The 15,527-nt window shown below is 73.1% G+C and carries 18 protein-coding genes and 1 pseudogene; 15 read left to right on the top strand and 4 right to left on the bottom strand.

What is annotated here, in order from left to right:
- The first annotated feature begins 41 nt into the window (after positions 1 to 41).
- The 6 genes from ACZ4M3_RS17420 (at position 42) to ACZ4M3_RS17395 (ending at position 3,599) form a co-directional block, all read left to right on the top strand.
- Positions 42 to 389 (top strand): VOC family protein, encoded by a 348-nt coding sequence (locus ACZ4M3_RS17420; protein ID WP_467733444.1) that lies wholly within the window; start codon positions 42 to 44, stop codon positions 387 to 389.
- Positions 390 to 528: 139 nt separating this feature from the next.
- A complete protein-coding gene (locus tag ACZ4M3_RS17415) occupies positions 529 to 903 on the top strand; it encodes a VOC family protein (RefSeq protein WP_467733443.1) in 375 nt (124 codons plus the stop codon).
- Positions 904 to 1,094: 191 nt separating this feature from the next.
- Positions 1,095 to 2,207, top strand: a complete 1,113-nt coding sequence (locus ACZ4M3_RS17410; RefSeq protein WP_467733441.1) for an ABC transporter substrate-binding protein — start codon at positions 1,095 to 1,097, stop codon at positions 2,205 to 2,207.
- A 40-nt stretch (positions 2,208 to 2,247) separates the two neighbouring features.
- The gene (locus ACZ4M3_RS17405; protein WP_467733439.1) at positions 2,248 to 2,520 is read left to right on the top strand and encodes a DUF3253 domain-containing protein; all 273 of its coding nucleotides are present in this window, start codon (positions 2,248 to 2,250) and stop codon (positions 2,518 to 2,520) included.
- 66 nt (positions 2,521 to 2,586) lie between these two features.
- Complete coding sequence (locus tag ACZ4M3_RS17400) at positions 2,587 to 3,060, top strand: SRPBCC family protein (protein ID WP_467733437.1); 474 nt, start codon at positions 2,587 to 2,589, stop codon at positions 3,058 to 3,060.
- 146 nt (positions 3,061 to 3,206) lie between these two features.
- On the top strand, positions 3,207 to 3,599 hold the full coding sequence (locus ACZ4M3_RS17395) for a YciI family protein (protein WP_467733435.1): 393 nt from the start codon (positions 3,207 to 3,209) through the stop codon (positions 3,597 to 3,599).
- A 120-nt stretch (positions 3,600 to 3,719) separates the two neighbouring features.
- Here ACZ4M3_RS17395 and ACZ4M3_RS17390 read toward each other — a convergent pair.
- Positions 3,720 to 4,424 (bottom strand): annotated as a pseudogene (locus tag ACZ4M3_RS17390) (Lrp/AsnC family transcriptional regulator); the annotation flags it as partial.
- Positions 4,425 to 4,915: 491 nt separating this feature from the next.
- On the opposite strand from ACZ4M3_RS17390, the gene ACZ4M3_RS17385 reads away from it, so the two are divergent.
- Positions 4,916 to 5,092 (top strand): zinc-binding dehydrogenase, encoded by a 177-nt coding sequence (locus ACZ4M3_RS17385; RefSeq protein ID WP_467733433.1) that lies wholly within the window; start codon positions 4,916 to 4,918, stop codon positions 5,090 to 5,092.
- A gap of 42 nt (positions 5,093 to 5,134) precedes the next feature.
- Here the strand turns inward: ACZ4M3_RS17385 and ACZ4M3_RS17380 are convergent, their stop codons facing one another.
- The gene (locus tag ACZ4M3_RS17380; protein ID WP_467733431.1) at positions 5,135 to 5,746 is read right to left on the bottom strand and encodes a TetR/AcrR family transcriptional regulator; all 612 of its coding nucleotides are present in this window, start codon (positions 5,744 to 5,746) and stop codon (positions 5,135 to 5,137) included.
- Between the two features lie 131 nt (positions 5,747 to 5,877).
- Here ACZ4M3_RS17380 and ACZ4M3_RS17375 point away from each other — a divergent pair, with 131 nt between their 5' ends.
- The 4 genes from ACZ4M3_RS17375 (at position 5,878) to ACZ4M3_RS17360 (ending at position 8,854) form a co-directional block, all read left to right on the top strand.
- Positions 5,878 to 6,336 carry a cupin domain-containing protein gene (locus ACZ4M3_RS17375; protein ID WP_467733429.1) on the top strand — a complete coding sequence of 153 codons (459 nt, stop codon included), beginning with the start codon at positions 5,878 to 5,880 and terminating at the stop codon, positions 6,334 to 6,336.
- Between the two features lie 38 nt (positions 6,337 to 6,374).
- On the top strand, positions 6,375 to 7,163 hold the full coding sequence (locus ACZ4M3_RS17370) for an alpha/beta fold hydrolase (protein ID WP_467733427.1): 789 nt from the start codon (positions 6,375 to 6,377) through the stop codon (positions 7,161 to 7,163).
- Positions 7,164 to 8,600: a DHA2 family efflux MFS transporter permease subunit gene (locus ACZ4M3_RS17365; RefSeq protein ID WP_467733425.1), complete on the top strand. Its 1,437-nt coding sequence runs from the start codon at positions 7,164 to 7,166 to the stop codon at positions 8,598 to 8,600.
- A 119-nt stretch (positions 8,601 to 8,719) separates the two neighbouring features.
- On the top strand, positions 8,720 to 8,854 hold the full coding sequence (locus ACZ4M3_RS17360) for a hypothetical protein (protein WP_467733423.1): 135 nt from the start codon (positions 8,720 to 8,722) through the stop codon (positions 8,852 to 8,854).
- A 165-nt stretch (positions 8,855 to 9,019) separates the two neighbouring features.
- Here the strand turns inward: ACZ4M3_RS17360 and ACZ4M3_RS17355 are convergent, their stop codons facing one another.
- A complete protein-coding gene (locus ACZ4M3_RS17355) occupies positions 9,020 to 9,643 on the bottom strand; it encodes a TetR/AcrR family transcriptional regulator (protein ID WP_467733421.1) in 624 nt (207 codons plus the stop codon).
- Positions 9,644 to 9,770: 127 nt separating this feature from the next.
- Between ACZ4M3_RS17355 and ACZ4M3_RS17350 the strand changes: the two genes are divergently transcribed.
- Entirely contained in the window at positions 9,771 to 10,703 is a 933-nt protein-coding gene (locus tag ACZ4M3_RS17350) for an alpha/beta fold hydrolase (RefSeq protein ID WP_467733419.1), read from the top strand.
- Positions 10,704 to 10,758: 55 nt separating this feature from the next.
- Here the strand turns inward: ACZ4M3_RS17350 and ACZ4M3_RS17345 are convergent, their stop codons facing one another.
- Positions 10,759 to 12,420 (bottom strand): FAD-dependent oxidoreductase, encoded by a 1,662-nt coding sequence (locus ACZ4M3_RS17345; RefSeq protein ID WP_467733417.1) that lies wholly within the window; start codon positions 12,418 to 12,420, stop codon positions 10,759 to 10,761.
- 198 nt (positions 12,421 to 12,618) lie between these two features.
- On the opposite strand from ACZ4M3_RS17345, the gene ACZ4M3_RS17340 reads away from it, so the two are divergent.
- Genes ACZ4M3_RS17340 through ACZ4M3_RS17330 form a run of 3 tightly spaced genes read left to right on the top strand, consistent with a single transcriptional unit; the run spans position 12,619 to position 15,523 of the window.
- Entirely contained in the window at positions 12,619 to 13,776 is a 1,158-nt protein-coding gene (locus tag ACZ4M3_RS17340; protein ID WP_467733415.1) for a SchA/CurD-like domain-containing protein, read from the top strand.
- Between the two features lie 56 nt (positions 13,777 to 13,832).
- Complete coding sequence (locus tag ACZ4M3_RS17335) at positions 13,833 to 14,270, top strand: cupin domain-containing protein (protein WP_467733414.1); 438 nt, start codon at positions 13,833 to 13,835, stop codon at positions 14,268 to 14,270.
- Entirely contained in the window at positions 14,267 to 15,523 is a 1,257-nt protein-coding gene (locus tag ACZ4M3_RS17330) for a beta-ketoacyl-[acyl-carrier-protein] synthase family protein (protein ID WP_467733412.1), read from the top strand. The genes ACZ4M3_RS17335 and ACZ4M3_RS17330 overlap by 4 nt, the downstream gene beginning before the upstream one ends.
- Positions 15,524 to 15,527: the final 4 nt, after the last annotated feature.

Raw genomic sequence — 15,527 nt, 5'->3', positions numbered from 1 at the left:
GGGAGATGCAGAAACACGTTCATCCTGACTTGGAGTCGTCAATGGCCGTTCGCCGTGTCGTGCCCAACATCCAGTCGGAGGCCACGCAGGAGAGCCGGGAGTTCTACGGCCTGTTGGGCTTCGAGGAGGTCATGAACCACGGCTGGATCATGACCCTCGCCTCCCCGGCCAGCCCGGCAGCGCAGCTCAGCGTCATGACCAGTGACAAGACCGCGCCCGTCGCTCCCGACATGAGCATCGAGGTGGATGACGTGGATGCGGCCTACGCGGTCATGAGGGCGAGCGGCGCGGACATCCTCCACCCCTTGCAGGACGAGGAGTGGGGGGTGCGACGGTTCTTCGTCCGCGACCCCAGCGGACGGGTGGTCAACGTGCTCGGCCACCGCTGACGGCCACTCGCGGCGCCTGATGACTCGTTGCCGGCGTGGCGGGCCCGGCGGCGGACCCGTGCCCCGCCGTGCATGTGCGCCGGGACGCCGGGTACGACTCCTCCCGTACGGCAAGGCGCGAGAACGAGGGGTACCGGAAATGATCCGAAAGTTGCAGGCCGTCGCGCTGGACTGCGCCGATCCGGTCCGGCTCGCCGAGTTCTACGCGGAGCTGCTCGGCGGCCGGGTGGTGGCGGACCCGGAGGATCCCGACTGGTTCGAGGTGCACGGGTTCGAGGGGACGCCGCTGGCCTGCCAGCGGGTGGACGGCTACCGACCGCCCGAGTGGCCCGGCCAGCAGCACCCGCAGCAGCTCCACCTGGACTTCGACGTGGACGACCTCGACGCGGAGGAGAAGCGCGCGCTCGCCCTCGGCGCGACGGTGCTGGAGCGGACGGACCAGCTCCGCCCGGAGGCCAACTGGCGGGTCTACGCGGACCCGGCCGGCCATCCGTTCTGCCTCTGCCTGCACTGAAACACTGCCTCCGCGGCGGGATCGGCCCAGCGGGCTGATAATCGGTTGCCCGTGGGCGCCGGGGTGGATGCAATGTCCGGCACGGTCAGCCGGGTGCGCCCGGCACGGCGCGGCCGGCCGGCCGCGTACGGCCCGCCCTTGCCGCGCCGCGGTCCGGGGCAACCGAATCGCCATACCGGAGACGTCGACGTATGAGCACGCCACCCACCTCACCCGGCCCGGAGCGGGCTGACGGTTCATCCGTCCGGATCGGCGCTCTCGTGCCGCTGACCCGGCCCGGCTGGGTCGAGGCGGGCCGGCACGTGCTCGCCGGACTGGAGCTGGCGGTCAACGAGGTCAACGGCGCCGGCGGGATCGGCGGAAGACCACTCGAACTCGTGGTCCGGGACACCGCCGCCGATCCACGCAGGGCCGCGGCGGCCGTGGACGAATTGGCCGGCCTGGGCGTGGCCGCCTTGGCGGGGGAGTACCACAGCGTCGTCGCACGCGCGGCTGCCGCCCGGGCCGACGCCCTCGGCCTGCCGTTCCTCTGCTCGTCAGCGGTTCTCGACACGCTCACCGAACAGCCGACGGAACGGGTCGCGCGGCTCGCCCCGGCCCAGTCCCACAGCTGGCGGATCTACGCGGATTTCCTCCTCGGCACGGGCCACAGCCGAATCGCCGTGGCCGCTCAGCCGAGTGCCTACTGGGCGTCAGGGGTCCGCATCCTGCGCGACTGCCTCGCTCCACGCGGCGGCACCGTCATCGAACTCGACATGAGCGCGCTCGGGCCGGCGGGCGTGTGCGACGTACTCGTCCACCATCGCGCGACCGCCCTCCTCCTGCTGGTCGGCCACCCGGAGCCGGCTGCGTCGATCGTCAGGTCCGTCCGCCGCGACCCGCGTCTCGCCGAGATCATGATCGGCGCTCCGGCCGGACAGCCGGAGTTCGCCGAATGGGCGACGCTGCTGGGCGACGAGGGCGCCGCGATCCCGTTCCTGCGCTACCTGCCCGAGCGGCTTGGCCCACTCGGCGCCCGGGTCGAGGCGGCCCTTCGCGACCGGCTGGCCGAAGCGCCCTCGTTCGTCGCCTTCGAGGGCTACGACACGGTCACCGTCCTCGCCGAGGTGCTGCGTTCCCACGGCACGGACCGGGTGCGCATCGCCGGATCCTGGCCGCGCGTATCGGTCGAGGGCAGCCGCGGACAGATCCAGTTCTCCCGCACGCCGGGCATCAGCGTGTGGCAGTGGGCCTGGCCGCCCGTCCAGGTCGTTGACCGGGACCCGGCGGAACCCGGTCGCTTCCGGATCCTGCACACCGGCTGAGAGGGCCGCGAGGCCCATCACCGGGTGGGACACTGGCGGAGTGACGGGCATCGAGCGGCAGCCGGACCGACGCTTGGAGCGAGCCATCCTGGAACTGCTGGAGCGGCGTGGCCCGACCGCGACCATCTGCCCCTCCGACGCGGCGCGGGCGGTGTACGGAGGGGACGACGACGGCTGGCGCGCGCTCATGGAACCGGCCCGCCGGGCGGCCCGGCGGCTGGTCGCCTCCGGAGAGGTGGAGATCACCCAGGGCGGCCGTCCGGTCGAGCCGACCGAGGCCCGCGGCCCGATCCGTATCCGCCGCGCCCGCTGACCCACCCGCGGGCACGGCGTGGCGTGGCACGGCGCCACGCGCCGTCCGGAACTAGGGTGAGGGTCCATGACCAGTGATCCGATCCGGCTGCCCGACCTGACGGAGCGCCCCCACCGGCTGATGGTCGAGCGCGCGATGATCGCCGCCGAGCACACGCTGTACGCGGCGTGGACGGAGGGGTTCGACCGCTGGTTCGCGGCGCCGGGCTCGGTCGTGATGACGGCCGAGGTGAACGCGCCGTTCTTCTTCGAAACGGAGTTCGCCAAGGAGCCGGGGGCTCCCGCGGCCCGGTATCCGCACTACGGGCGCTTCCTGAGGCTGGTGCCCGACCGGCTGGTGGAGCTGACCTGGGTGACCGGCCGGGCCGGCACGGCGGGGGCCGAGACGGTGGTCACCGTCGAGCTCAGCCCCCACCCGATCGGCACCCGGGTCCGGCTGACCCACGCCGGGTTCTACGACGAAGCCGCCCGCGACAGGCACGAAGCGGCCTGGCACCAGATCCTCGCGAACCAGGACGAGGCCCTCGGCGCCTCCTCCTGAGGAGCGGCGCCGACACCGGGTGAACCCGGTCCTCAGGGGACTGCGTCGAAGCGGGTGCCCGGGAGCCGATGAGTTCCGTGGCGGCCGGCGGTCTACCCCTTGACCGGCCCGAGCAGCCAAGCAGCCACCCCGGAAGGGTGAGGAACATGAAGTACATGATCCAGATGAACGTGCCCGCCGCCCAGTGGGACGCCGTCATGTCGTCCTACTCCAAGGACGACATGGAGGCCATGTTCGCCCACATGAACGCCCTCAACAGCGAGCTCACTTCCGCGGGGGAGTGGGTGGAGGGGCGGGGACTCGGCGGCCCCACACTCGTCAAGACCGTGCGGGCCGGGAGCGACGGGAGGCCGCAGGTGACCGCCGGGCCGGCCGAGGCGGGACGCATCCTGGCCGGGTACTGGGTCGTCGACGTCAAGAGCGAGGACCGGGCCCTGGAGATCGCCGCCCGGGCGTCGGCCTGCCCCGGACCGGGCGGGAAGCCCGGCAGCGAACCGGTCGAAGTGCACCTGATCCCCGGGGACCCGACGGAGGCCTGAGCGGCTCGGGCCGCATCCACGGCGGGCCCCGGGGACAAACGCAGGTCCGGGGCCGTCCGGATCACCGGGCGGGTGCGGCGCGTTCGATGGTGCGGATGATCCGGGCCGTTCGATGTCCCGGATGTGCGGGAGCCGCCCGAGGCGGGCGGTGAGGTAGCGGTAGAGGTCCGTGCTGTCGCGGCACACGGCCGATACGAGCAGGTTGGTGCGTCCGGTGGTGGCCGCGCAGAACGCCACCTCCGGGTGGGCGGCGATCGCCGCGCCGGTGCGGGTGAGGTGAGCGGGCGGCACCGACACCCACCGGCGGGACTCCGCGCGGTACCCGAGGAGTTCCGTTTCGACGTCCACGTCGAAGCGCAGCAGTCCGGCGGCACGCAGCGCGTCGATCCGGCGGCCGACCCTCGACGGGGACCGGCCGGTCGCGTCGGCCAGCACCGGGTAGGGAGCGCGGCCGTCCTGGGCGAGCGCCGCAGCAGCGGCCGGTCCGTGGGGTCCAGGGTGGTGGCCCGGCCGTCCGGGTGCCGGTGCTCCGGATGCAGGAGCGCGGTCTGCCCGGGGCGCGGGGCCCCCGCTCCCTCCGGCCCCGGGGTGCCGCCGCCGAATGCGTACGGGACGTTGTGCGCGGTCACCGACCGCACCGGAGCGGTGCGCTGGAGACGGCCGAGGAGCAGTTCGTCGCGTTCCCGGGGTGACCAGGACCGCAGGCCCGGGCAGATCTCCATGCCGCCGGGGAGCAGGTTCACCCAGCGGGTGTCGGCACGGCGGGCCAGGGCGAGGGCCACCTCCGTGGCCGTTCCCGGTGTGCAGTGCGCGCGGACGGTCCACTCGGAGCCGCCGAGCCGGCCCGCGTCGACCACTTCGACCACGCGTACCAGACCGCTCACGCGCATCCCGGCGTAGCGCCGCGCCAGGGTGCGGTCCGAGACGCCCAGCACCTCGCTGATCCGCGCGAACGCGGCCGAACTGCTCAGCCTGATCAGCTCAGACGAGCCGGAGCGCGTCCTGGAACGGGACGAGCATTTGCTGCTCGCGCCACCCCACCCCAGCCGGCTGCCCGTCACGCCGCGGCGTGACCACGCACCGCTGACGGTGGTGCACTTCCCCCGGCAGCCCCTACGCCTGCCGTTCGCGGTACCGCGCGGCGGGTACGAGAACGCGCGGGTGCGTCGAACGGCAGACGTTGCACGACGAGCGCCAGCCCTTCTACCACCGCAACTGCGACGTGGACGAGACCTCCTACCAGATCTCGGGGGAGCGGATCCCGATGACGGAGCAGGCGTGATCGAGCACCGGCCCGGGGAGTTCTCGCGCTGCGGATGTCCACCGGCAGCCGCGCCCCGACCGCCGAACCCTTCGCCCCCGTGCTTCCCCTGGTGGCTTCGGGAGCATTCCGCACCCGCGTCGACGGCGTGTACTCCCTGGCCGACCTCGCGGCCGCGCACACCCGCTGCGAGCGGGGCCGGCTCCGCGGCAAGGTCGTTGTACGCGGCTGACGGCGCGCCGGGCCGGGCCGGGTACTGCCCGGCCCGGCGCCCTCAACGCCGGGCCGCCTCGCGGACAGCGGCCCTGGTGAGCGCGCTCGCCGTGTGCACGGCACTGGCCACGGCCTCGTCGGGGCCGAGCCCGCACAGGTCCATGAGGCAGAAGAGGGCTTCCGCGCTCACGGCGACGGCGAGACCCCGCTTGAGCTGAGCGAACGCTTCCGGGTCGGTCACCGCCAGCGTGTCCCGCAGCGGGATCAGCGCGTGGTCGATCAGGCCGAAGCGGACACCGGGCCGGGTGGCGGCCGTCTCGGGCCGGGTGACGGTCGCCGCGATCATGGCGCGGACGGCCCCTTGGCGGGCGAGGATGCCGCGCAGCAGGAACTCGCAGGCGAAGGCGACCCGTTCGACGGGGTCGCAGGACTGCGCGACCGGCCGCAACGCATCCGCAGGGGCGGGCCAGACTCCGGCGAGGGACTCGCCGATGAGTGAGGGCAGGTCCGGGAAGTAGCGGTAGGCGGTGGCCTCGGAGACCAGCGCGGCGCGGGCGATGGCGGGCATGGTCACCTCCGCGCCCGTCCCGATGAGTTCACGGGCGGCCTGGATGATCGCCGTCCGTGTGCGCTGCTTCTGGTTGCTCCGGCCTGCCCCGGCTCCTGTCGCCATCGGTACGCCCCCGTTTCCGCGTGTATGTGGAGGTCTACGCTATCACTGCCCTCTCGTTATGAGTGTGTACTTGCATAATAACTGCCTTCTCTCTTACTCTCGTGAGAGCGAACTCTCACGAAGGAGCGACGATGACAGAGGTTTCCGTGGTCGGCCCGGACGGCGGCGAGACGATCCGCCTCGGGCCCACCCAGATGCGCATCCTCGAAGACGGGACCACCACCGGCCACCGGCTCGGGATCGGCGAGATCACCCTCGCCCCCCACACGGAAGGACCCCCGCAGCACCGGCACGCCGCGCACGACGAGGGCTTTTACGTCGTCTCCGGCACCGTTCACTTCACCATCGGCGAGACGGTCCACGTCGCCCCGCCGGGCACCCTCGCGATGATCCCGCCCGGCGCCCCGCACACCTTCGCCAACCCGGGCGACGAGCCGGCGGTGATGATCAACACCTTCACGCCCGACCTCTACGTGCAGTACTTCCGCGACCTGCGGGACATGATCGCCGGCGCCGGGCAGCTGACCCCCGAAGCGACCGTCGAGGCGATGAGCCGTTACGCCACCGTCCCCGCAACCGACTTCGCATGACGTCCCCGCACCCCGCGTACCGTCCAGGAGGAACCCCCATGACCAGCACCGGCCACACCGTCCCGCACCCCTCGGGCCCGCTCGACCTCACCGTCGACGACCAGGGCCGGGGCCGCCCCTACCTGCTGCTGCACGGCGGCGGCGGCCCGCAGACCGTCGCGCCCTTCGCCGCACTGCTCGCCGAGGAACAGCGCGCCAGGGTCATCACCCCCGTCCACCCCGGGTTCGGCGGCACCCGCCGCCCCGACTGGCTGACCGACGTCACCGCCCTGGCCGAGGGCTACGCGCTGCTGCTGGAGGAGCTCGGCCTCACGGACGTCACCGTCATAGGCAACTCCATAGGCGGCTGGATCGCCGCCGAGATGGCCCTGCTCGGCAGCGACCGGATCGGCGCCGTCGTCCTCGTCAACGCGGCCGGCATCGACGTCCCCGGCCACCCCATCGCCGACACCTTCTCGCTCTCCCCAGCCGAACTGTCGGAGCTGGCCTTCCACGACCCCGCCAGGTTCGCCGTGGACCCCAGCACTCTCCCCGAGGCCGCCCGCACCGTCATGGCCGCCAACCGCGCCGCCCTGGAGGTGTACGCGGGCCCGCACCTGATGGCCGACCCGACCCTGCGCGGACGGCTGGCCGCCGTGGCGGTGCCGGCCCTCGTCCTGTGGGGCGCTGCCGACCAGGTCGTCGACGCCGACTACGGGCGGGCCTACGCCGCGGCCTTCCCCGACGCCGAGTTCCGCCTGCTCCCAGACAGCGGCCACATGCCCCAGATCGAGACCCCCCGCCAACTCGTCTCCGCCATAGCGGACTTCACCGGGGCCCGGCGCTGAGTGGAGAGCACCCCCGCCGCCACCGAGCCCGTCCGCGGGCGGCAGTTACTCGTCCTGGCCATCTGCTGCCTGAGCGTGCTGCTGGTCAGCCTCGACACCACCGTCCTCAACATCGCCCTGCCCGCCATCCGGCAGGATCTCCACTCCTCCGTCGCCGGCCTCCAGTGGACCCTCGACGCCTACACGACCGTGCTGGCCGCGCTGCTCATGTCGGCGGGATCCGCCGCCGACCGCCTCGGGCGCCGGCGCGTCTTCCGGCTCGGGCTGGTGCTGTTCACCTCGGGGTCGACGCTGTGCAGCCTGGCGCCGACCACCGGCTGGCTCGTCCTGTTCCGCATGCTGCAGGCGGCGGGTGGCTCCATGCTCACCCCCGTCGCCATGGCCATCCTCACCGACACCTTCCCCCGGCCCGGGCAGCGGGCCCGGGCCATCGGCGCCTGGGGTGCCGTCGTCGGCCTCAGCATGGCCGCCGGGCCCGTCCTGGGCGGCCTGCTCGTGCACGGGTACGGATGGCGGTCGGTGTTCTGGGTGAACGTGCCGATCGGGTCGGCCGCGCTGGTCCTGACCACGCTCTACGTGCCCGAGTCCCGGGCGGCCCGCCCCCGCAGGGCCGACCCGGTCGGGCAAGTGCTGGTCACCGTACTGCTCGGCACGCTCACGTACGCCGTCATCGAAGCGCCCGCCCGGGGCTGGACCGCGCCGCCCATCGTGGTCTGCCTGAGCGCCGCGGTGGGCGCACTGGCCTGGCTCGTACCGTACGAGACCCGGCGCGCCGAGCCGCTGATCGACCCCAGGCTCTTCCGCAGCGCGTCCTTCAGCGGGGCCACCGCGACGGCGGTCTGCGCGTTCGCCGCACTCGGCGGTTTCCTCTTCGCCAACACCCTCTACCTGCAACAGGAACTGGGCCTGAGCGCACTCGAAGCCGGGCTGCGGCTGCTGCCCATGGCGGTGCTGTCCATGGTGTGCCCGCCCCTGTCCGGGCGGATCGTCGCCGCCCACGGACCACGCGTCCCGCTCCTGCTCGCCGGGACGGGCATCGCCGCGAGCGGAGCGCTCGCGGCGCTGGTCACCAGCTCCGCGCACCCGTCCGCCGCCCTCCTCGCCCTGACGTACGCCCTGTTCGGGCTGGGCTTCGGCTTCGTCAACGCGCCCGTCACCTACACCGCGGTCGCCGGCCTGCCCCGGGCCCAGGGCGGGGTGGCCGCGGCGATCGCCGCGACCAGCCGGCAGGTCGGCTCCGCCCTCGGCATCGCGGTCACCGGCGCCGCGGTCGCCTCCGGGGCACGGTCGGCCTCCTGGTGGATCACCGCCGGGTGCGGCGCCGCCGTCCTGGCCCTCGCCATCCTCACCACGGGCTCCCGCCCGGCCCCCGGCCCGCCGCGCACCCCCGTCCACCGCGACACCGACCGGGCCCCGGTCGCCCCTGACACCGTGTGACCACCGACGCCGGGGGCGACACCGCGGAGACCGCGGGGCCCACGCCGTCGCCCCGGAGCCCGGACGCGGCTGACGGTCAGCCGGTCCCGGGCCCGGCGGCCGGTACGGGCTTGCCGAGCATGGTGCAGACCGCGGTGGTCACGAGGGTCTGGACCGCGGTCCCGGCCTTCGGGTCGGCCAGGTCGAAGACGCTCGACTCGAAGACGGACGCGGTGCGGGTTCCGGTGCTGTCCGGGTATTCCCAGCTGGCGTAGCCGGGTACTCGGCCCAGGTGGCCCCGGCCGTGACGTACCGGGCCCGTGACGGACGGGAACAGTCTGGCCCCGTGCGGCCCGGGGGAGCGATGGGGCAGGCCCCCGGGCGGGCATGCGGCTGGCCCTACCCCCGGGGCCGGCCCGGCGGCACCCGTCCGGCACGGGTCATACGGGTGGTGTGGGCCGGCCGCCGTTGAAGATCCGGTCGAGGTGGTGGTGGAGTACCGCGATCGCCGACTCCGGCGTCCGCTGGCCCACGAGGATGCTGGTGCCCATGGTCGCCGTCATCGCCAGCAGGCTGATCGCCTCCGTGCGCGCGTCGATGCCGGCATCGGCCAGCCCGGTCTCCTGTGCCTGGAGGAGCAGTCCGGTCAGCGCGTTCTCCGCGGCGTCGGGATTGTCGATGAACGGCTGGGCGGCGAGCGCCTCGTCGGTCACGGACAGGATCGAGTACGAGGTGTAGAGGAGGTGGAAGGTCCGGCCCTCCTGGTCGGTCGGCAGGGAGGCCAGCAGCAGTGCCTCGATCGTTGCGCGCGGGCCCGGGTCCGGGCCCGCGGCCGCGAGACGGGCGCCCACGCGGGCGGTGAAGCGGTCGGTGAGGTGCTGGAGCCCGTAGAAGAGCAGTTTCTCCTTGGTCTGGAAGTAGTACTGCACGAGGCGGAGTGACACTCCGGCCTCCGCGGCCACGTCCCGCATGCCGACCGCGTGCAGTCCGCGCCGGCCGGCGACCTGGATGAGGGCCTCGGCGATCTGGGTGCGCCGTTCCTCGTGGTCCACGTGCTTCGGCATGTGCCGTGCTTCCGCCTTCCGGTGGTGGGTTCGCGGTCCGGCTGTCCCGGGCCGTCTTCATGGTACCGTCGTATCAACGTCATGATACGGTCGTATCACGAAGAATGGATCCCACCGGAGGTGCCCCGTGCCCGAGAACACGACCCGAGTGCGCCGCGACGTCGGCCGCTATGTGAACGACGAGCTGCGCGACCGGTACTTCGCCGCCTGCGACGCCGTCTACGCGATGGGCGCGCCGCTGCGCTCCGAAACGGACGTGGAGACCAGCTTCGGGACCACCCACGTGTACCGGTACGGACCCACGGACCCCGCCGCCGAATCCCGCACGCCGGTCGTGTTGATCCACGGCGCGGGCTACTGCTCCGCCATGTGGTACCCCAACACCCCCGCGCTCAGCGCCGAACGCCCCGTCTACGCACTCGACACCCCCGGCGACGCCGGCCGCAGCGTCCACCGCGAGCCCATGTGGCAGCCCGAGCGCGCGGCCCAGTGGATGGACGAGGCCCTCGACGCGCTCGGCCTCGACAAGGTCCACCTCGTCGGCTCCTCCTACGGCGGCTGGCTCGTCATCAACCAGGCGCACCTGCGGCCCGGACGACTCGCCTCGGTGACCGCCCTCGACCCCGGCGGCCTGGAGAAGGTGGGCGCGCGCTTCTTCGCCTGGGTGTTCGTGAGCCTCTTCGCCAGCTTCGCCCCCAAAGCGCTCCGTCCGCGCCTGGCCGCCTGGCTGGAGCAACCGGTGATCGTCGTCCCCGAGCTGCGGAAGTGGATCCATGCGGGCGCCCGGGCCTTCCGGATCCGCCGCCCCGCCCCGCTGCCGCTGTCCGACGCCGAGCTGGGCTCCATCCGGACGCCGTTCTACCTGGTCATGGGCAAGCGCAGCCTGCTCGTGCACCCGAAGCGGCAGCTGGAACGCGTACCGCGGCTGATCCCCGGCGCCCGCGCCGAGATCGTCGCCGCGACCGGGCACGGACCGCAGATCGACCACCCGCAACTGGTCAACGCCCGGATGCTGGACTTCATGGACGATGTCGACTCCCGCGAGACCGCGGACGCGTAGGTGCGTGGGGCGGCCGGCGAACGACACCGACGCGCCCCGCAACCCCCGGGAAGGCTCAGTCCGTGCGCAGGACCGCCGCCAGGGCCCGGCGCAGCGCCGCCTCCGGGTCCGCCGCCGCGCCTTCGGCCCGCCAGGCCACGAACCCGTCGGGGCGGACCAGAACCGCACCTTCGGCCGTGGTGCCGTGGACCTGCGCCCAGTCGGCGGGTGCGTCCCCGTCCTGCGCGCCGTCGCCGTCGTACACCAGATCGGCAGCGGGGCCCGTACCGATCCGGTAGGCCTCCAGCCGCACCCCGCCGGCGTCCGCGATGCGGCGCGCGGCCGCATGCCAGCCCGCGGCGTCGCCCGCACCGCTGAGCAGCACCATCGAACGCTCGTAGAGGTCGAGCGTGGACAGCCGCCGCTCGCCGCGCCGCAGCCACATGTGCGGGGCCCGGCTGCCCGGCTGTCCCGTCAGCCGTACCCCCTCCGGCACCACCTCCTGCCCCGGGTCGGCGCCGACGACCGCGCCCCGCGGGTAGCGGTAGGCCAGCACGACGTTCAGGATGCCGCCCTGCCGGCCGCCGCCCATCCCCGGCGGCGGCGCGAAGCCGGGGTGGCTGTGCTCCACCGAGCGCGCCGAGGCGCGGGCGCTGGTCGCCAGCGCCACCGGCCGCCGCTCCGCGTCGTACGTCTCCAGCAGCCCGGGCCCGGCCCAGCCGCCCAGCACCGCGGCCAGCTTCCAGGCCAGGTTGTGGGCGTCCTGGATGCCGGTGTTCGAGCCGAACGCCCCCGTCGGGGACATCTCGTGCGCGGAGTCGCCGGCGAGGAACACCCGCCCGGCGCCGTACCGGTCGGCGACCCGCTCCGCCGCGTGCCACGACGCCTTGCCGGTCACCTCCACGTCCAGGTCGGCGACTCCGACGGCCCGCCGGATGTGCTCCTGGCACCGCTCGTGGGTGAACTCCTCCAGGGTCTCGCCGTCCTCGGGGTGCCAGGGCGCGTGGAAGACCCAGTTCTCCTTGTTGTCGACGGGCAGCAGCGCGCCGTCGGCGTCCGGGGACGTCAGGTAGCACACGATGAACCGCCGGTCGCCCACCACGTCGGCGAGCCGGCGCGACCGGAAGGTGATGCTCACGTTGTGGAAGAGGTCACCGGGGCCGCTCTGCCCGATGCCCAGCCGCTCCCGGACCGGGCTGCGCGGACCGTCCGCGGCGACGAGGTAGTCCGCGCGGACGGTGTGGCGCTGCTCGGTGATCCGGTCGCGCACGACGGCGGTGACGCCCTCGGCGTCCTCCTCGAACGACACCAGCTCGTGCGAGTACCACAGGTCTCCGCCCTGCTCCCGGGCGCCGTCGAGCAGCACCGGCTCCAGGTCGTTCTGGCTGCACAGGCACCAGGAGGTCGGGCTGAACTTCGCCAGCCCGCCACCGGGATCGATGTCCTTGAACAGCCACTCGCCCGCATCACCCACGAGGGTCGGGGTCTGCAGGATGCCGTGGTTGTCCGCCAGCAGCGACGCCGCCGTCTTGATGTCCGGCTCGACGCCGGCCACCCGGAACAGCTCCATGGTCCGGACGTTGTTGCCGCGTCCGCGCGGGTGGATCGAGGTCCCCGCGTGCCGCTCGACCAGGGTGTGCCGTACCCCGTGGCGCCCCAGGAACAGGGACGTGGACAGGCCCACCAGGGAGCCGCCGACGATGAGGACCGGAACCCGGTGGTCGACTTCGTGCTGCATCGATGCCTCCAGAGGCAGGCGTTCGGGGTGGGGCGCGGGAAGTTCCGCGCCTTCTTGACAGCGGGTCCGCGGGCCCGTCACCCGCGTGGTTCATGCGGGTCGCGCACTTCCCTGGGCGGGCACAGGATCGAGACACGCTGACGTCGCGACACCGCGCGGCCGGCGTCCACCTCTGCCCTCGAAGGAGATGTGCGCAGGATGACCACCACGTCTGAACGTGTTTCAGAACCGCAGAAGCGACAGATGCCGAAGCGTGTCTCCCAGTCCGTGTTCGACGGCTCCAGGCTCCGTGTCGTCCTGCTGGTGGATGTGTACGACGGCGCCCAACAGCAGTTCCTGGAGGCCTACGAACAACTCTGCACCCAGGTCTCGTCGGTTCCGGGACACGTCAGCGACCAGCTGTGCCAGTCGATCGAAAATCCATCCCAATGGCTCATCACCAGCGAATGGGAGAGCGCCCCGCCCTTCCTCGCCTGGGTGAACAGCGAAGAGCACGTACGGATGGTGTCCCCGCTGCACGGCTGCGTCCGGGACACCAGGTCGCTGCGCTTCCACGTCGTACGGGAGACCGGCGGCCCGGCCGCCCACACCGAGCCCGACCAGCGCCGCCTGCAGACCTCCCCGCGCATCGGCGACGGCGTGGTCCGCCACGCCCTCACCTTCACCGTCAAGCCGGGCAGCGAGGAGGCCGTCGCCGAGATCCTCGCCGGCTACGCCTCGCCCGATCCGCAGGTCGACGACACCACCCGGCTGTGCCGCACCTCCCTGTTCATGTACGGCAACCGGGTGGTGCGCGCCGTCGAGGTCAAGGGCGACCTGCTCGCGGCGCTGCGCCACGTCGCCCGGCAGCCCGAGGTACGGGCCGTCGAGGAAGCCATCAACCCCTACCTGGAGCAGGACCGGGACCTCAACGACCCCGAGTCGGCCCGCGTCTTCTTCACCCGCGCGGCCCTGCCCGCCCTGCACCACGTCACCGCCGGGCACGAGCACCCCGAGGCCGAGCGGCACGCCCTGTACTACGAGGCCCGCCCGGACTGCGGCATGCGGCTGGCCGAGCTGCTCGCCCAGCACGACGAGGCGGCGGCCGACGACCCGCGCAGCCCGGTGCTGCGCAGCACGATCTTCCAGCGTGACGAGGTCGTGGTGCGCCTGGTCGACGTGCGCGGCGACCTCGACGACGCCGACCCCGCGCTCTGCCTGGGCCTGGCCGATCCGGCCGGGGCGGCCGAGCTGACCACGCTCTTCGAGGGCGCCGCCGGGGCGGACCTGTCCGCCCTGCGGAGCGAGGACTACGCGCGCCTGCTGGGGCTCGCGCGCATGCGACTCATCACTGACCGCCGGTCGCCTGAGGCCTGACCGGACCACGGGCCGCGGCCAAACCCGCCCGGCGCGGCACACAACGGAGGAACGTCGTGATCACTTCCAAGCCCCGAATCGTCGGACTCGGCGACGTCGAGCCCAACTGCCGGCGCGGCGGCGACCTGCGCGCCCTGCTCACCCCCGCCACGGTCGGCTCGACCAGCGGTTTCATGGGCGTGGCCATGGTGCAGCCCGGGGACCGCATCGCCGAGCACTACCACCCGTATTCCGAGGAGTTCGTGTACGTCGTCTGCGGACGGCTGGAGGTGGACCTGGACGGTGTGGCGCACGCGCTGCGGCCGGAGCAGGGGCTCCTGATCCCCATCAACGTGCGCCACCGGTTCCGCAACATCGGCGACACCGAGGCCCGCATCGTCTTCCACCTGGGTCCGCTGGCCCCCACCCCGCCGCTCGGCCACGTCGACACCGAGGGCACCGAGGCCGTGGTGGACGGCGCCCCGCCGGCCGACCTCTCCCAGGTCCGCTCGTGACCCGGCGGGTGGCCGTCACGGGCCTCGGCATAGTCGCGCCCGGCGGCATCGGAGTACCGGCGTTCTGGGACCTGCTCGCCGCCGGGCGCACCGCGACGCGCGGCATCACCTTCTTCGACCCGGCCGGGCTGCGGTCGCGGATCGCCGCCGAGTGCGACTTCGACCCGGCCGCCCACGGCCTGGACGCCGAGCAGGTCGCCCGCGCCGACCGGTACATCCAGTTCGCGCTGGCCGCCGGTGACGAAGCGGTCCGCGACGCGGGCCTCGACCTCGCCAGGGAGGACCCCTGGCGGGTCGGGGTCTCCCTCGGCACCGCCGTCGGCGGCACCACCCGCCTGGAACAGGACTACGTACTGGTCAGCCACGGCGGCCAACGCTGGGACGTCGACCCGGGCCAGGCGCAGCCGCACCTGCACCGGGCGTTCTCGCCCAGCACCCTGGCCTCCACGGTCGCGGAGCGCTTCGGCGCCCGCGGCCCGGTCCAGACCGTCTCCACGGGCTGCACCTCCGGACTCGACGCCGTCGGGTACGCCTTCCACACGGTCGAGGAGGGCCGGGCCGACATCTGCGTAGCTGGCGCGTCGGACTCCCCCATCTCGCCGATCACCATGGCCTGCTTCGACGCCATCAAGGCCACGTCGCCCAACAACGACGACCCGGCCCACGCCTCCCGGCCCTTCGACAACGACCGCGACGGGTTCGTGATGGGCGAGGGCGGGGCGGTCCTGGTGCTGGAGGAGCTGGAACACGCCCGGGCCCGCGGCGCGCAGGTGTACTGCGAAGTCGGCGGGTACGCCACCTTCGGAAACGCCTACCACATGACCGGGCTGACCGGTGAGGGCCTGGAAATGGCCCGGGCCATCGAGAACGCCCTCGACCACGCCCGCATGGACCGCTCGGCCATCGACTACGTCAACGCCCACGGCTCGGGCACCCGGCAGAACGACCGCCACGAGACCGCGGCCGTCAAACGGGCCCTGGGCCACCACGCCTACGCCACGCCCATGAGCTCCATCAAGTCCATGGTCGGGCACTCCCTCGGCGCGATCGGGGCGATCGAGCTGGTGGCCTGCGTCCTGGCCATGCGCCACCAGGTCGTACCCCCGACCGCGAACTACGAGACGCCGGACCCCGAGTGCGACCTGGACTACGTCCCCCGCGTCGCCCGCGAACGCAAGCTGGACGGCGTGCTGTCCGTGGGCAGCGGGTTCGGCGGCTTCCAGTCCGCGGTGGTCCTGAACCGGAAGGGTTAGAGGA

This window comes from Streptomyces sp. NPDC026522 (assembly GCF_055567555.1).
This window is presented reverse-complemented; position numbering and strand designations above follow the sequence as displayed.

Bases quoted from the DNA above. Each gene is read 5' to 3' on its own strand.
- ACZ4M3_RS17380 (WP_467733431.1), bottom strand. From the start codon at position 5,746: ATGGCGACAGGAGCCGGGGCAGGCCGGAGCAACCAGAAGCAGCGCACA.
- ACZ4M3_RS17415 (WP_467733443.1), top strand. From the start codon at position 529: ATGATCCGAAAGTTGCAGGCCGTCGCGCTGGACTGCGCCGATCCGGTC.
- ACZ4M3_RS17360 (WP_467733423.1), top strand. From the start codon at position 8,720: ATGGTGCAGACCGCGGTGGTCACGAGGGTCTGGACCGCGGTCCCGGCC.
- ACZ4M3_RS17355 (WP_467733421.1), bottom strand. From the start codon at position 9,643: ATGCCGAAGCACGTGGACCACGAGGAACGGCGCACCCAGATCGCCGAG.
- ACZ4M3_RS17395 (WP_467733435.1), top strand. From the start codon at position 3,207: ATGAAGTACATGATCCAGATGAACGTGCCCGCCGCCCAGTGGGACGCC.
- ACZ4M3_RS17385 (WP_467733433.1), top strand. From the start codon at position 4,916: ATGTCCACCGGCAGCCGCGCCCCGACCGCCGAACCCTTCGCCCCCGTG.
- ACZ4M3_RS17410 (WP_467733441.1), top strand. From the start codon at position 1,095: ATGAGCACGCCACCCACCTCACCCGGCCCGGAGCGGGCTGACGGTTCA.
- ACZ4M3_RS17400 (WP_467733437.1), top strand. From the start codon at position 2,587: ATGACCAGTGATCCGATCCGGCTGCCCGACCTGACGGAGCGCCCCCAC.
- ACZ4M3_RS17420 (WP_467733444.1), top strand. From the start codon at position 42: ATGGCCGTTCGCCGTGTCGTGCCCAACATCCAGTCGGAGGCCACGCAG.
- ACZ4M3_RS17375 (WP_467733429.1), top strand. From the start codon at position 5,878: ATGACAGAGGTTTCCGTGGTCGGCCCGGACGGCGGCGAGACGATCCGC.
- ACZ4M3_RS17370 (WP_467733427.1), top strand. From the start codon at position 6,375: ATGACCAGCACCGGCCACACCGTCCCGCACCCCTCGGGCCCGCTCGAC.
- ACZ4M3_RS17340 (WP_467733415.1), top strand. From the start codon at position 12,619: ATGACCACCACGTCTGAACGTGTTTCAGAACCGCAGAAGCGACAGATG.
- ACZ4M3_RS17345 (WP_467733417.1), bottom strand. From the start codon at position 12,420: ATGCAGCACGAAGTCGACCACCGGGTTCCGGTCCTCATCGTCGGCGGC.